Origin of the sequence: Bacillus sp. FSL K6-1000, from assembly GCF_038630785.1 — a bacterium.
GTDB lineage: Bacteria > Bacillota > Bacilli > Bacillales > Bacillaceae > Bacillus > Bacillus safensis.
The window spans coordinates 1,907,570-1,923,168 of the sequence record NZ_CP152042.1 but is presented as its reverse complement, the minus strand read 5'-3'; the positions used below and the strand labels follow the sequence as shown (position 1 = coordinate 1,923,168).

15 protein-coding genes and 1 other RNA gene are annotated in these 15,599 nt (G+C 41.3%); 12 read left to right on the top strand and 4 right to left on the bottom strand.

The genetic code is table 11. From position 1 onward, the window contains the following. Positions 1-124 precede the first annotated feature (124 nt). The 3 genes from MHI46_RS09690 to MHI46_RS09680 form a co-directional block, all read right to left on the bottom strand. Complete coding sequence (locus MHI46_RS09690) at positions 125-946, bottom strand: superoxide dismutase (RefSeq protein ID WP_126681687.1); 822 nt, start codon at positions 944-946, stop codon at positions 125-127. Then, positions 939-2,813, bottom strand: a complete 1,875-nt coding sequence (locus MHI46_RS09685; RefSeq protein ID WP_342502808.1) for a prenyltransferase/squalene oxidase repeat-containing protein — start codon at positions 2,811-2,813, stop codon at positions 939-941. Before MHI46_RS09685 ends, MHI46_RS09690 begins: the two co-directional genes overlap by 8 nt. A 103-nt stretch (positions 2,814-2,916) precedes the next feature. Continuing rightward, complete coding sequence (locus MHI46_RS09680) at positions 2,917-4,401, bottom strand: aldehyde dehydrogenase family protein (RefSeq protein ID WP_039179283.1); 1,485 nt, start codon at positions 4,399-4,401, stop codon at positions 2,917-2,919. A 212-nt stretch (positions 4,402-4,613) separates the two neighbouring features. Between MHI46_RS09680 and MHI46_RS09675 the strand changes: the two genes are divergently transcribed. The 8 genes from MHI46_RS09675 (at position 4,614) to MHI46_RS09640 (ending at position 10,325) form a co-directional block, all read left to right on the top strand. Next, positions 4,614-4,826 (top strand): DUF6501 family protein, encoded by a 213-nt coding sequence (locus tag MHI46_RS09675; protein WP_024422683.1) that lies wholly within the window; start codon positions 4,614-4,616, stop codon positions 4,824-4,826. A 49-nt stretch (positions 4,827-4,875) separates the two neighbouring features. Then, positions 4,876-5,013 carry a YozQ family protein gene (locus tag MHI46_RS09670; protein ID WP_080967843.1) on the top strand — a complete coding sequence of 46 codons (138 nt, stop codon included), beginning with the start codon at positions 4,876-4,878 and terminating at the stop codon, positions 5,011-5,013. 279 nt (positions 5,014-5,292) lie between these two features. Then, on the top strand, positions 5,293-5,631 hold the full coding sequence (locus MHI46_RS09665) for a PH domain-containing protein (RefSeq protein WP_024422682.1): 339 nt from the start codon (positions 5,293-5,295) through the stop codon (positions 5,629-5,631). A gap of 175 nt (positions 5,632-5,806) precedes the next feature. Then, positions 5,807-6,454: an SDR family oxidoreductase gene (locus MHI46_RS09660; protein WP_144490250.1), complete on the top strand. Its 648-nt coding sequence runs from the start codon at positions 5,807-5,809 to the stop codon at positions 6,452-6,454. 91 nt (positions 6,455-6,545) lie between these two features. Next, a complete protein-coding gene (locus MHI46_RS09655) occupies positions 6,546-7,046 on the top strand; it encodes a TraR/DksA C4-type zinc finger protein (protein WP_047203851.1) in 501 nt (166 codons plus the stop codon). Between the two features lie 132 nt (positions 7,047-7,178). Beyond that, positions 7,179-7,363, top strand: a non-coding RNA gene (gene ssrS / locus MHI46_RS09650) — 6S RNA. Positions 7,364-7,496: 133 nt separating this feature from the next. Next, on the top strand, positions 7,497-9,299 hold the full coding sequence (recQ, locus tag MHI46_RS09645) for a DNA helicase RecQ (protein WP_039179275.1): 1,803 nt from the start codon (positions 7,497-7,499) through the stop codon (positions 9,297-9,299). A 234-nt stretch (positions 9,300-9,533) separates the two neighbouring features. Further along, positions 9,534-10,325 carry a 3D domain-containing protein gene (locus tag MHI46_RS09640; RefSeq protein ID WP_039179273.1) on the top strand — a complete coding sequence of 264 codons (792 nt, stop codon included), beginning with the start codon at positions 9,534-9,536 and terminating at the stop codon, positions 10,323-10,325. A 153-nt stretch (positions 10,326-10,478) separates the two neighbouring features. Here the strand turns inward: MHI46_RS09640 and MHI46_RS09635 are convergent, their stop codons facing one another. Beyond that, positions 10,479-10,991 (bottom strand): GNAT family N-acetyltransferase, encoded by a 513-nt coding sequence (locus MHI46_RS09635; RefSeq protein ID WP_039183160.1) that lies wholly within the window; start codon positions 10,989-10,991, stop codon positions 10,479-10,481. Between the two features lie 198 nt (positions 10,992-11,189). Here MHI46_RS09635 and MHI46_RS09630 point away from each other — a divergent pair, with 198 nt between their 5' ends. From MHI46_RS09630 to prpB, 4 genes are all read left to right on the top strand, one after another. Then, positions 11,190-11,729 carry a DUF420 domain-containing protein gene (locus tag MHI46_RS09630; RefSeq protein ID WP_024422676.1) on the top strand — a complete coding sequence of 180 codons (540 nt, stop codon included), beginning with the start codon at positions 11,190-11,192 and terminating at the stop codon, positions 11,727-11,729. Between the two features lie 168 nt (positions 11,730-11,897). After that, positions 11,898-13,040, top strand: a complete 1,143-nt coding sequence (mmgD, locus tag MHI46_RS09625) for a citrate synthase (protein ID WP_260776093.1) — start codon at positions 11,898-11,900, stop codon at positions 13,038-13,040. Positions 13,041-13,042: 2 nt separating this feature from the next. Beyond that, the gene (locus MHI46_RS09620; RefSeq protein ID WP_058837916.1) at positions 13,043-14,479 is read left to right on the top strand and encodes a bifunctional 2-methylcitrate dehydratase/aconitate hydratase; all 1,437 of its coding nucleotides are present in this window, start codon (positions 13,043-13,045) and stop codon (positions 14,477-14,479) included. Positions 14,480-14,491: 12 nt separating this feature from the next. Beyond that, the gene (prpB, locus tag MHI46_RS09615; protein WP_039179262.1) at positions 14,492-15,409 is read left to right on the top strand and encodes a methylisocitrate lyase; all 918 of its coding nucleotides are present in this window, start codon (positions 14,492-14,494) and stop codon (positions 15,407-15,409) included. Positions 15,410-15,599: the final 190 nt, after the last annotated feature.

Here is a 15,599-nt window from a genome sequence, read left to right as displayed (position 1 = left end):
CATATCTTTCCTATTTTAAACGAATTTTCTGAAAAAACAACCCGTTCTTTATAAAGGTGTTAATAATTTAATTATGTAAACTAAAAACACCCCATATAAGCATGAGCCTATATGGAGCATCGTCTTAAAAAGGGGTCCACTTCACTTGCTGTGCTTGCTTAAGCCTTGCTTCTGGCTCACGCCAGTCAACTACATTCCACCAACGATCTACGTATTTCGGTTTTTCATTCAGATATTGAAGATAGTAGGCGTGCTCCCATACATCAAGGGCTAAAAGAGGGATTACGTCCCATTGTGACAAAAATTGATGGCGTTCTGCTTGTAAAATCTCTAATCGCTGGGATCTGGGCGCCCAAACGAGAATGGCCCAGCCGACACCCTCTACTTGTTTGGCCGCTGCTGAAAATTGAGATTTAAATGCGTCATAGCTGTCAAATGATTGTTCAATGAGACGAAGCATTTGTCCAGTGGGCTTTCGTTTTCCTGAAGGACTCATGGAAAACCAAAAAATACAATGTAAATAGTGCCCCGCACCATTGAAGGCAAGCTCTCTTTCCCAATGCTTGATCATTTTAAAATCATTGGTTCTTCTTGCATTTTTTAATGCAAGCTCAGCTTGGTTCAAACCATCAACATATGATTGATGATGCTTCTGGTGATGCAAATACATAATTTCTTTTGAAATAAACGGTTCTAGTGCATCATACCGGTAAGGGAGAGGAGGTAGCTTATGATTTCCCGCTGCTACCTCTCGCATGTCTTCTTGTGGTTTCATGTCCTCAGAAATACGTTCTGCCAGTTCGTACCACTCTTGTTCACTGGAATGTTCATCATCCATTGAAAACCATAAATGGTCTACTTTTTGACGGATGTTGTCATCTTGAATCGCGGGTTGAATGGAGCTAAGCCACTCTTTGAGCTGCATTCGATACTGTTCCTTATTCATTCTTACGCCTCATTTCATCTAAAAATGTAGAACAAGTCATCATGGGAAAGACAAATGGGTAGCTATGATAGGTGATGTAAAATTGCTTTGGCAGGCCAATGCCCACTGGATAGTGCAAGGCTTCACTCGTGTGCTGATGATGGATCAAAAATGAGATGGCTTTTAAAATCGCTTTGTCATCTGGCTTCTCATATTGTAAAAGTGCCTCTGCTGCCCAAGCCGTCTGAACCACTGTGCCAAACGGGAGGGGGACATACGTTTTTACCTCTGCACTTTTACACGATTCTCCGAAGCTGCCATCTTCTCGTTGAATCTGCTTTAAAAATTGGCACGCTTTTTGAACAGCAGGATGGGTGGAGGGGATGCCGGCCGCTTTTAGTCCTGTTAATGCTGCCCACGTTCCATAAATATAGCAAACACCCCATCTGCCAAACCATGATCCATTTTTCTCTTGATGATCTAGGAGCCACTTGACACATTGATCTTTTTGCCTGTGAACGGGTGGTGACATGTTTTTCTCTTCAAGACCAATGAGATGAAGCACCCGGCCTGTAATATCGGGAGTCGATGGATCGATCGCTGCATCCTCCGCAGATTCAAGCGGCAGATGTCGAAGCAGGAAGTGATCTTGATTTTTTTCAAAAGCAGAGAATCCGCCGTCACGGTTTTGCATGGAAAGAAGCCAATGAAATCCTCGTTTCCATTGAACTGGTGCGTATGTTCGCGGAATGGCTTTTAAGACAATTTGCGTATCATCACAATCAGGGTTATTTGTGTTGATATCTGAAAAACCAAAGCCTCCCGGGGCAGCATGACGGTTATGAATCGCCCAATCTGCTTTCTTCATTTGCTGCCGGTTCAGCAAGTATGAGAAAGACTTAGTGATGACTGGGTCTTCTTGTTTTTTGCCAGCTTTTTGAGAAGCATAACTGACAAGCGCTGTATCCCAAACTGTGGATGTGGAATTTTCTGCATACATTCTGCCCTGACAGACAGTGACTAGCTTTTTCATGCCTTTGACTGCTTTTAAAATGAGATGATGTCCCGGGGAGTACCCAAGACTCATAAGTGCATAGACCATAAAAATACTGGCACTTAAATAGCTGTACAGCATGCCATCTTTTTCAAGGCGATCAAACATATATCGCTTTGCTGCTTCATATCCGAAAAAGTCCAGCCGGCTGTCGAGTGCTGTATACGACCGCATGTAAGTCAGAAAGTGTTGAGCGGAACGTTCTTCTCTTGCCATAAACCAGTCAAATGGATTCTTAGACATGTTTGCATCAAGGTGTGCCAAACTTGGAAATGTCTCATGAGAGGTATATCGTTTGTTGAGTGCGATCATCATTGGTACAAAGTGAATTCTTGCATATGCACTAAGATGATAAAAGTGCAGCGGAAAGTATGTAGGGATGAGTAAAAAGGAAAGTGGTGCATAGAAATACGGCCAAGGGTGCATGCCGTTGACGGCGAGCATCCACTTTGTCATAAAGTGAACGTTCTTTAATCCGCCTTTTGAACGTATATATTGCGCTGCTTTTTCCATATGAGGCTCATCTTGTTGAAACCTGCCTGATACGAGCATTCCGCAATAGCCCTGCACAGTGGCAGTTACATGTCCCGTTTGATCATGATACAAAGAAAAAGACCCATCCTCATTTTGTTTTTCGCGTATCGCTTCTGCTAATTGATGAACCAACGCCTGATCTGAATCACCGACAGCCTTTAACAGCATAATCAAAAAAGCATTTGTCATCATAGGACCTTCAAAGCAGAAAACAAAGGCGCCATCTTCTCTTTGTCTTCGCTGCATTTGTATGTGCAATTCTTCGATAAATTCGTTTACTTTCAATTGAAAATCTTGCATATGCGGCCATGCTCCTTTCCTTTCATACTATATTCAGGAGCCGGCCTGTCACATGCAAACACAAAAAAAGCCGATGACAGGGTCACCGGCTTTCTTGGCGTCATTAGTCTTGGAGATTAATCCATACACTTTTAACTTCTGTATAGTTGTTAAGGGCATATGACCCCATTTCTCTGCCAAGACCTGATTGCTTATATCCTCCAAACGGGGAGGCGGCATCAAAGACATTATAGCAGTTGACCCAAATTGTTCCTGCTTCAAGACGTGCAGCAATATCGTGGGCATGCTTTAAGTTTTCTGTCCAAAGTCCTGCTGCTAATCCATATTCAGACTGGTTGGCCCGTTCGACCACTTCATCAATGGAATCGTAAGGAATTGCAGATAAAACAGGTCCGAAAATTTCTTCTTTGGCAATGGTCATTTCATCTTCTACATCTTTAAAAATAGTAGGGGAGACGAAATAGCCAGCCTCATAAGGGCAATCGCCACCGACAACGGCTGTTGCCCCTTCGGATTTACCTTTTTCAATATAGCCTAATACGCGTTCGTGCTGTTCTTTACTTACAAGAGGTCCAATTTGTGTATCTTGATGAAGACCAGCGCCTTGTTTGAGGGATCCTGCATATTTGGCCATTTGATCGACCACTTCATCATATTGGCTCCGGTGAACAAAGACTCTGGAGCCCGCGCAGCATACTTGACCTTGGTTAAACATGACGCCATTTAAAGCACCTGGAATGGCTTTCTTTAAATCAGCATCAGGTAAAATAATATTCGGTGATTTTCCGCCAAGCTCTAATGTGACCCTCTTAATGGTTTTAGCCGCTTTCTCCATAATTAATTTTCCAACGCTTGTTGACCCTGTGAAGGCAAGCTTGTTCACATCAGGATGTTCAGTTAAGGCATTTCCGGCTGTTTCGCCAAATCCAGGAACGATGTTAATCACGCCTTCTGGGAAGCCGGCTTTGTCCACTAATTCTGCTAAATAAAGAGCAGAGAGTGGAGTTTGTTCGGCTGGCTTTAAAACGATGGTGCATCCTGTTGCAAGTGCGGCACCCATTTTCCACATGGCCATGAGCAGCGGGAAGTTCCATGGGATGATTTGTCCTACAACGCCAACCGGCTCATGGCGGGTATAATTAAAATATCCTTGACTGACAGGAATGGTTTGTCCATTCATTTTTGTCGTCCAGCCTGCATAATAGCGCATGTGCTCAATAGCGAGGGGGATATCTGCATTTGTTGTTTCATTAATCGGTTTTCCATTATCTAAAGTTTCAAGCTGTGCAAGCTCTTCTTGATTTTCTTCCATTAAATCAGCAAGCTTGAACATGAGGCGGGCGCGTTCAGCGGCAGACATTGAGCGCCAAGGACCATGAAAGGCTTTTTTTGCAGCTTTTACTGCCTCATCAATATCTTTTTCACCTGCTTCATATACATCAATAAGGGTTTCGCCTGTGGCTGGGTTAGGAGTAGCAAAGGTTTTATTATCGTGACTTGTGACAAACTGACCGTTAATGTAGAGTTTTTTCGTCCCTTGGAGAAAAGATTCGAGTTTTGAACTAATTTGAAGTGTTGTAGAGCTCATAAATAAACAAACCTCCTTAAAGATATGGATTGTTTTCTGCGAGTTCTAGGTGAGAAAAGCGGACATGCAACGAAACAGTATACGCACAAAAATGTAAACGTATACAATTATCATATTACACGACATGTTTGAAAGCAATCCATAACACTCATTGCATTTCGCGAAAATTTGGCTACAATAAATGTATAGATGAAAAAAGGAGTTTTTAAATCATGATCCATCAAAACTGGCAAACAGCTCAAACGTTAAAACAAGTAAAATGTGTACATACAAATGCGAAAAAATATATGGTCGACCGGGCATTAACGGTTGGAAGCACATATGAAGTGAAAAATGAAACAGAGGAATTCCTGTTTGTCGTTGATAATACGGGTAAAGTAGGCGGGTATTACAAGGAGTATTTCGAAGATATTTCGGCTGAATGATTTTGAGGGTCATCACTCATACTAAGAAAAACAGTAAAGGGTGATGATGATGAAAAAGCAGCAAAATGACGAGCAGCAAAATCAAAATGCATGGCATGAACACGAAGATGCTGATATGGCGATTACGCTTGAACAGATTTCCGATGTGTATGCCGAGGGAACGATTGATACACCAAAAGACGAATAGGCATTTAAAAACAGTGATTTGGCATAATCACTGTTTTTTTATTGGAATGATTCAGCATTTTTTCTCGAAAAGAACTGAAACTTTTTTCCTGCTTTAACAGTCTAAATAAATAGAGGAAAGAGCATCGGATCAAAAAGAAAAAGTTAAATGAAATTTAATCTATTCGTAATGGAATAACGATCATTTATAGCGTATTCTATAAGTGAGAATAAAACGTACCCACAGAGCCGTGTGGCCGTTTTGTCATAAAGGAATTTGATGCAGGAAGAGGGGGTTTACGTGGGTATTTTTTCTGTCAGTAAACAAAATGATAAGAAATTCGAATCCTTATTGATTGAAGGGGAAAGAATTGAGGCTGTTTACAGACTGCGTCACGACCAAATTTGCTTTACAAATAAACGACTGATCTTTGGCGATAACCGCGTATTTTCTAAGAAGAAAGTCAGGGTCTCCTTGCCGTATCGATCAATTGAAAGTTTTGCCATTCAAGAAGCTGGCGTGTTTGATCAGGACACAGGTATGCTGCTTGTCACAAGCTCAAAAGTATTTGAACTCGACTTTTCCAAAGAGACTGATTTGAGTGATGTGCAAGCCATTTTGACAAAACATCTTTGCTGATCAATCTTGCGATTACATAGATCATATGCACTTTTCTCATTCTTCGTTCTTATTTTCATAGATCGCACATTTCTGAGCCTTTCCCATCTGATGGGAGGGGCTTTTTTCTGCTTAAGTGTTTGAATGATAGCAAAAAAGGTTAAAGATGAAACAGATACAGAAAGGAGAATGAACTATGAAAGTGTTAGTTGCAGGAGCAAATGGACATACAGGAAGACTTGTCGTTCGTTATTTAAAAGAAAAAGGACATGAGCCGCTTGCTCTCATTCGAGATGAAAAACAAGCAGATGCGCTAAAAGAACTTGGTGCAGCACCTGTCATCGGTGATCTTGAAAAAGATGTGACAGATGCTGTGAAACAAGCAGACGCTGTCATCTTTGCAGCTGGTTCAGGCTCAAAAACAGGTGCGGATAAGACCATTGCGGTCGATCAAGAAGGGGCAAAACGCCTCGTTGATACAGCGAAAAAAGAAAACATCCAGCATTTTGTTATGCTCAGTTCCTATAATGCCGATGACCCGAACCAGGGAAAAGGGCAAGGAAGTATGGAAACTTATTATGAAGCGAAAAGAAAAGCTGATGAACACTTAAAACAGTCTGGTCTTTCCTATACGATTGTCCGCCCGGGCGCCCTGCTGCATAAGGAGAAGACAGGAAAGATTAAAGCTGCCGAGCATATTCCAGATGATCAGAACATCGAGATTTCAAGAGAGGACGTAGCCATTGTTCTTGTGGAGAGCTTAACAGAATCGAATGTGAAAAATAAGTCCTTTGACTTGATTAAAGGCGATAAACCAATCGAAGAAGCACTTCGCCATCTGTAAGAGAAAAAAGCTGCTGCCAAATAGGCGGCGGCTTTTTTGATGTTTTCTTTTCCCTTCCAGCGGGAAGGTAATGAGAAAGGAGTGATTGACCGTGGGCTTAACGAAAGAACAACAAGCTGATTTATACGAAAGATTGATTCAACTAAAAGAAGATGTGAAGGGATCAAAAAAGAAAGAAGAATCGATGCTCGTTGAATCGAGTGAGATATCAAATGGTGTTGGGAATCATATCGCTGATCATGGGAGCATCTATTTAGACCGCATGACAGAACAAACGCTCGATCAAGTCGATGATCAACTTGAAGGTGAAATCGATGCAGCACTGAAACGAATGGAAGACGGAACATATGGGATTTGTGAGAAAACAGGAAAAGAGATCCCATATGAGCGTTTAAAAGCAGTTCCATATACACGCTTTTCAATTGGTGCAAAGAAAAATGAGGAAACAACTCAAGATCCAAACGAGTTTGACCGTTCATTCTCCGATCAAATGCGTGATTTAACGAATAGAGAAACAATGGATCAAATGCATTCAGATACGTATGAAAGACTCGAGGAAGAGCAGGATGTTGATGTGGAGGAAGAAAAATAGCAATATATGAGAAGGTTAAATTTTTTCAGAATAATGTTTCCATATGTACTCGTGGACAAAAATCTTGTATAAATGAGTATTTCAAAGAAAAAAGATCTCTTGAAATTTAATTAACTTTCGTGTAGTATAGTTTAAAGGCTGCGATGCGCGTAATGTTAATTAAGTTTTAACCTTTAAGCTGTAATAGGGAGTTTTATATTGAAGCCGGAATGTCATGCCTCCTAGAGAGGAAGACAGGAACGTTTCTGCAAACACCCACTTTGAGGAGTGGTGGTTTAAAACTTTCTTACTTAGATTACGGCATCCGCAGCTTTTCCTAGGATGATTCAAGCCATTTTCCATTTCGGAAAATGGCTTTTTATTTTGTGAAAAAACGAAATTGCACAGACCGCCGGATGAAGAAGGAATGTATGTTAAAATAGACAAAACAAAAGACGGAGAGGGAATTGGATGTTAGAACAAGCAGAAGCACTCCTGAAACAATACTTTGGCTTTGACACCTTTAGGCAGGGACAGAAACAAGCCATTGAATCGATTGTAAACAAACAGAAGGATACCGTCTGTATTATGCCGACAGGCGGTGGGAAATCGGTTTGTTACCAGATTCCTGCCCTGATGATGGAAGGAACAACGATCGTTGTATCCCCGCTAATTTCTTTAATGAAAGATCAAGTCGATGCGCTAAATGAGATGGGCATACGATCGTCCTTTTTAAACAGCACACTTTCTGCAGCTGAAATGAATAAAAGGCTGAAAAAATGTGCAGATGGGGAATATCAGCTGCTTTATATCACACCTGAACGTTTACAAAATGAACGTTTTTTTCAGCTACTTGATCGGTTAACGATCCCTTTAATCGCAATTGATGAAGCGCACTGTATATCTGAGTGGGGACATGATTTTAGGCCAAGCTATCGCTTTATTCAAGAATGCTTAGATAAATTGACAAAAAGGCCAGTGATAGTCGCACTAACGGCTACAGCCACGAAAAAGGTCCACCGAGATATATGTGAACAGCTTGGCATGAACGAAGAAGAAACCATTTTTACTGGGTTTGCTAGAGAGAATTTGTCTTTTCAGGTGGTCAAAGGAGAAAATAGTGACCGCTTTATCACACATTATATGAAGAAAAACAAGCTTGAGTCCGGCATTATCTATACAGCTACAAGAAAAGAAGCTGAAAACATTTACAATCGGCTAAAGAAACAAAAGATCAAAGCTGGCATTTATCATGGCGGGTTAGATGACGATGTGAGAGAAGAGCAGCAAAACCTGTTTTTAAATGATGACATCCAGGTCATGGTCGCTACATCTGCATTTGGCATGGGAATTAATAAATCAAATGTCCGTTTTGTCATTCATCATCAAATTCCAAGGGATATTGAAAGCTACTATCAAGAAGCTGGGCGCGCAGGTAGAGACGGTCTTGAAAGTGAATGTATTTTACTGTTTTCGCCGCAGGGCGTACGAATGCAGCGCTTCCTCATTGAACAGTCAACAGAAGATGAAGTGCGCTATCAGCATGAACTGCTTAAACTAAGACAAATGGTGGATTACTGTCATACTGAGCAATGTTTGCAGCAATTTGTGATGGACTACTTTGATCAATCAACAAGTACTCCTTGCCAAAAATGCAGCAATTGCCTTGATGAAAGAGAGCGTGAAGAGGTCACTCGAGAAGCGCAAATGGTTTTATCGTGTACGGTTAGAATGAACGAGCGATTTGGAAAAATGATGATTGCTCAAGTACTGGCAGGCTCTAAAAATAAAAAAGTGCTTGATCTTGGTTTCGACCGTCTTCCTACATACGCTTTAATGAAGCAGCAATCAGCCCAGCAAATCAGTGATTTCATCGAATTCCTAATTACAGAAGAGTATTTGCACATGTCTGAAGGGGCTTATCCAACATTAAAAGTGACACATAAAGGAAAGAAAGTGTTAGTCGGACAAGAGGCGGTGTATAAAAAGCAGGCAGTTAAAAGAGAGGCGATTCAAGAAAACGATGCATTATTTGAGCAGCTAAGAGCGGTGAGAATGAAGCTGGCAAGAGAGCAGGGCGTTCCGCCATTTGTTGTATTTTCTGATCAAACCTTGAAGGAAATGTCAGCTGTTCAGCCTAAAACAGAAGAAGAACTACTCCATATTAAGGGAATAGGCGCTCAAAAAAGAGAGAAATACGGGGATGTTTTTCTAGAAGAAATCCGTTTATTTATAGAAAAAGAGAAAAATAAAGAGGTTGAAGAAGAAAAATAAATTTTTTTCGCTGCGTTTGGACACGTTTTCAATAGGAGGTTTCTGATCCTTTCAAAACCTTGATATGGCGGGTAATTGAGCTGTTTTGTGGTCTGATTTACCAATGGAGAGAGATGTTTCATGTAAAGGAACTGTAATCTAAAACATATCGTTTTGTTATTGAATTGACATTTACATATGTTACGATAGCACTCGTTAGCCGCCATAAAAAGCTAACAAGGGAGGATTTACTTTATGAAGAAGACTATTATGTCCTTGGTTGCTGTTGCAGCAATCTCAACAACAGCATTTGGAGCACAGCAAGCTTCTGCAAAGGAAATCACTGTGAAGAAAGGTGATACACTTTGGGGAATCTCTCAAAAAAATGATGTGTCTCTAAAGGACCTAAAGGGTTGGAACAATTTATCTACAGACATGATTTATGTAGGTGATAAATTGACAATCTCTTCAAAAGAGAAAACTCAGGAGCAGTATAAAGTCCAGAAGGGGGACAGCCTCTGGAAAATCGCTCAAAAATTCAATGTGTCAATTAGCGATATTAAGTCTTGGAATAACTTAAACTCAGATATAATTGTGACTGGTTCAACACTAAGTGTTGCTGGTCAAAGCTCAGCTCCGGTAAGCTCAGAGCCTGTACAAAAACAGGAGCCTGTCCAAAAAGAGCAAACAACACAAAAAGCTGCTCCTAAAAAGGAAACAGCTAAAGCAGAATCATCTTCTGCTAGTCAAAGTGTACAAAAAGAATTGACTGTAACGGCTACGGCTTATACAGCAAATGATGGTGGCATCTCAGGTATCACTGCAACAGGGGTAAACTTAAACAAAAACCCAAATGCGAAAGTCATTGCAGTAGATCCTAATGTCATTCCATTAGGAAGTAAGGTTTATGTTGAAGGCTACGGTGAAGCTACCGCAGCAGATACTGGCGGCGCAATTAAAGGTAACAAAATTGATGTACATGTACCAAGCAAATCCCAAGCGAAAAATTGGGGCGTAAAATCAGTCAAAGTGAAAGTGCTTAACTAGTAATCTATTGTTTTTTGGAAGAAAGCATCAGGTGGCGGCCTGATGCTTTTATTGTACCCTTTTTTTGGTCAAAAAAACACATATTTTTCAGAAAAATTTGCATTTTCGACAAAAACCAGCGTATATTCTATCACACACGCTGGTTTTTTGGCGTTAGCTGTCCACCCAATAAATTTCCCCGCTTTGTTCTTCCCAATTAATTTGGACATCAAATTGGTGCTTTTCATAAAAGTGAATCAAGCGGTCCACGTGATTCCAATCTCTTTTGACGAGGTCACCTGTGATGACTGGAATGTTCTGCTCTCTTGCGATTTCTTTTAAATGCTTCATGCAGATTGAGCCGTATCCATTATCGGGAGGGCCTTTAATATCAGCAATGTGAATCTTTCCTTCTTCAGGATATTCCGCGATTAAGGAAAAATCAGATTGTCCGCGAAAAGCTTTTTCACAATCGCTGAGCATGATTTTGCATGTATCCGCACTTTCAATGGCAGAGACAATCATCCATTCGTCTTCTTTTGCCTGATCAATGCCAATGATCTTTGCTTTTTTCGAAATATCTTTCATATTTTCTTGCATTCGATACATTTGAAACTGCAATTGCTGTAATTCTTGCTCTAACGTCTTCACATCTTTGGTTGTTTCCTGTAAGATTGACAAGTCCATTACTCCTTTCATATAAGAAATCATAAAAACCACATAAATTCCAATTCTAAAGGAAGTGGATGGATCTTTCAAGCCGTTAGAACGCCAGTAATCGGCAAGTTTGTCTAAAATTCGACGAAGACAGCGAATTCATTGACTTTATAGAGAAAGTTAAATAACATACTCTTAGTCGGAACTAATAAAGAGAGGTTTTCAAACATGAACGAACAGAATCAAAAACCGAAAAATTTCACCGGCATTGTTGTCATTTTAACAATTGCCATAAACGGATTAATCGCTTTATTATTTTTAATGCCAAAAACAGATAAATTTAGTCATCTGGACATTACATTTCTTCCTTTACTGAATGCCGTGATGAACAGCTTTACGTTTATCTTCTTACTTTCAGCACTCATTATGATTAAACAAAAGAACATTAAAGCACATAGACGATTTATCTTTGCTGCATTTTCAACAACACTTGTCTTTTTAATTTCCTATGTGACATATCATTCAATGGCAGCTGATACACACTTCGGAGGAGAAGGGATCATCCGTCCAATTTACTTCTTTATTTTGATTACACATATTGTGCTTTCAGCAATTATTGTACCGCTTGCATTGATTACACTATTTAGAGGCGCACAGATGCAGGTTGAGCGTCACCGTAAAATTGCCCGCTGGACGATGCCGCTTTGGCTCTATGTTAGTCTCACTGGCGTCATTGTCTATATCATGATTTCTCCATACTACAGCTAACGTATGTCCAACTGGACATACGTTCTTTTATTTACAAGATGAAGTGCTTTGGATAGAATGGAAATTGGATATCCGACTTGCACGGTATCTTCCCATCTATAGATTCACATCATTTCTGGCCGTTTGCTCGTTTGGAGATCAACAATTGGACGAAACGGGGGTTATATGATGACTGAACAATTGCAGTATAAACCGGGGCTTGAAGACATTGTGGCAAGCGAAACGTCCATATCATATTTAGATGTGGAGCAAGAGGAAATTGTGATTCGCGGGTACGACCTCATTGAGCTAGCACAAAACAAGACATATTTAGAAACAGCCTATCTGCTTATTTATGGAAGATTACCAGATACGATGGAATATCACCAATTTCAGCAAGATATATCCTCACAAACGAACTTACATCCAACCATTCAAACCATTTTAACGAAGCTGCCAAAAACCACTCACCCTATGGATGCGATGAGAACGTGCTTATCTGCTCTTGCAGGGTACGATGATGCACTACATGATCGATCAGAAGCGTGCCAAGTGAAGCGTGCAGTTCGATTACTAGGCCAGCTGCCGGCCATTGTTGCTGGAAGCTATTATATTCTCACAAAAGACGCCGCTATTTCTCCAGATCAGACCAAATCCTACACTGAAAACTTTTTATCCATGCTAACTGGACGCACCCCGACCGAAGACGAAATCATCGCTTTTGACCAAACACTTACATTATATAGTGAACATGAGCTGCCGAATTCAACGTTTGCGGCTAGAGTCATTGCATCCACGCATTCTGACATGTATGGTGCTTTTACTGGAGCGATCTCTTCATTAAAAGGTGACCTCCACGGAGGAGCAAATGAAGCTGTCATGCACATGCTTCTTGAAGGAAAAACAACGGAAGGATTTCTTGCGCTCATTGAACGAAAATTAGCCGCAAAAGAAAAAATGATGGGTTTTGGCCACAGAGTATACATGAGAAAAATGGACCCGCGCGCCGCTCTTTTAAAACGTTCATTGAAAACGCTTACTGAATCAAAGGGAGATACAACGCTATATGACATGTGTGTAGCAGGAGAGGCATACATGAAAGAGCAGAAAAACCTCTATCCGAATCTTGATTATTACGCCGCTCCTATTTATTACGTGCTTGGAATTCCTATTTCACTTTATACACCCATTTTCTTTGCTGCAAGAGCTAGTGGATTAGCAGCCCACGTTATTGAACAACATTTGCATAACCGCATTTTTAGACCAAGAGTCCGGTATTTAGGGCCAAGAGGATTAAAGGTTTCAAATGATGATGGAAAAACGGGGGAATGAATATGAACAAAACAGCAGTCGCCAATCAAACAGATCAGCTATTAGAAGAAATTGCTGCCTATGCAGTAGACGGAGAAATTACGAGCAAAGAGGCCATTGAAACCGCGCGTTATGTGCTCATAGACACGCTCGGGTGCGGTATGCTGGCACTCAATTTTCCAGAATGTACGAAGCACCTTGGTCCCATCGTACCTGGAACAGTTGTACCTAACGGAGCAAGAGTTCCCGGCACTTCGTTTGTGCTAGATCCTGTTCAAGCGGCTTTTAATATTGGCTGTATGATTCGCTGGTTAGATTATAATGACACATGGCTTGCACAGGAGTGGGGCCATCCGTCAGATAACTTAGGCGGAATATTAGCTGTAAGTGATTATATTAGCAGAAATCGTCTTGCAAACGGAGAAGAGCCGCTAACGATGAATGACGTACTGCATGCAATCGTCAAGGCACATGAAATTCAAGGTGTGCTCGCTTTAGAAAATTGTCTGAATCGAAATGGATTGGACCATGTGTTATTTGTCAAAGTGGCAACAAGTGCAGTTGTATGTGCAATGCTTGGCGGAACAAAGGAAGAAGTCCAGCATGTGTTATCACAAGCGTTTGTTGATAATTCCCCGCTTAGAACATATCGCCACGCCCCAAACACAGGATCGAGGAAATCATGGGCAGCAGGGGATGCAACAAGCCGCGGAGTGAGACTGGCAATGATGACACGAAAAGGGGAAATGGGCTATCAAACGCCGCTTAGTGCAGAGAAGTGGGGCTTTGAAGATGTTCTTATGAAAGGAAAACCGCTTACGCTCGCCCAGCCTCTTGGATCATACGTCATAGAAAATGTTCTTTTCAAAATTGCTTATCCTGCTGAGTTCCATGCGCAGACTGCTGCTGAGGCGGCTGTGATGCTGCATGACGCGGTAAAAGATCGTTTAGATGAAATTGATCGGGTAGAGATTACGACACATGAGTCAGCAATTCGGATTATTGATAAGAAAGGGCCGCTTTATAATCCGGCAGACCGTGATCATTGCTTGCAGTATATTACAGCCATTGGACTGATTTATGGTGAGCTAACAGCTGACCATTATGAAGAAGAAACGGCGCAAAATCCGGCCATTGATCGTCTGCGTGATCAAATGGTTGTGAAAGAGGATAAGCGTTATACAGAGGATTATTTAGATCCGAAAAAGAGATCAATTGCAAACTGTGTACAAATTTTCTTTAAAGACGGGACGATGACAGACCGAATTGAAATTGAATACCCGCTTGGTCATCGCAGAAGAAGACAGGAAGGCATTCCGCTGCTTGAAAAGAAATGGCTCTATCATTTAAAGACAAGATTTCCACAAAAACAAGTAGATCAAATTGTGTCACTCTGCCAAAATCCAAATCAATTAAAAACAACAACAGTACCAGCATTTATGGACCTATTCGTCATATAAGGGGGAGCTAGCGTGTGGATCGTGAATGAAGAAAGAAGTCAGGCTGATTTAGCCGCAGCCTTTAAAGAACAAATGAACAAATCGGCTTTATTTCAAATTCCAGGCGTTCACGATGGAATGTCTGCGCTCTATGCAAAAAAAATGGGCTTTCAAGGGCTCTATTTATCAGGTGCCGCTTTTTGCGCCAGCAAAGGACTGCCTGATCTCGGCATGATCCATTCAACAGAAATGGCTGAAAAAGCGAAGGAGATAATTCGAGCTTCCCAGCTGCCGCTTTTGGTGGATATGGACACAGGCTATGGCGGTGTTTTAAATGCAGCAAGAGCGGCAAAAGAAATGGTTGAAAGCAAGGTGGCAGCTGTTCAAATTGAAGATCAGCAAATGCCGAAAAAATGCGGGCATTTAAACGGGAAATCACTCGTTCCAGTAGAAGAAATGGTCGCAAAAATCAAAGCCATTAAACAAGCGGCACCAACGCTTTTGGTGATTGCGAGAACCGATGCAAAGTCAGTAAATGGAATGGAGGATGTCATCCGCCGGGCCAATCTTTACGTAGAAGCAGGAGCTGACGCTATTTTCCCTGAGGCACTCATCACAGCAGAGGACTTCACGCATGCGTCAAACAATATTAAAGGGCCGCTCCTTGCCAATATGACGGAGTTTGGCAAGACGCCTTATTATCATGCAGACGAATTTTCAATGTTTGGCTTTCAAATGGTCATTTACCCTGTGTCATCACTCAGAGTCGCTGCAAAAGCGTATGAGCGTTTATTTACAGAAATCATGGAAAAGGGAACGCAGCAGGGGATACTTGGGGATATGCAAACGAGAAAAGAGCTGTATGAGACGATTCATTATGATGAATATGAGGAAATGGATCAGCATTTAGCAAAAACGATCCTGCCGGAAATTGGGAAAGAGCAGCAATAAAATGAAAAGCACTTCCTTGACGGAAGTGCTTCAGCATGTAGACAAACCCTCGCATTCGGTGTCAGGTCTGCGTGCCGGTGCTCACGAATGTACAATTCGCTCCGCTCCGGTACTCGTCCTTCCTAGAGCTGCAAAGGTTTTCTATCACGCTGAAAAGAAGACAAAGGGCTAAAATCAAGATCATTTTAGC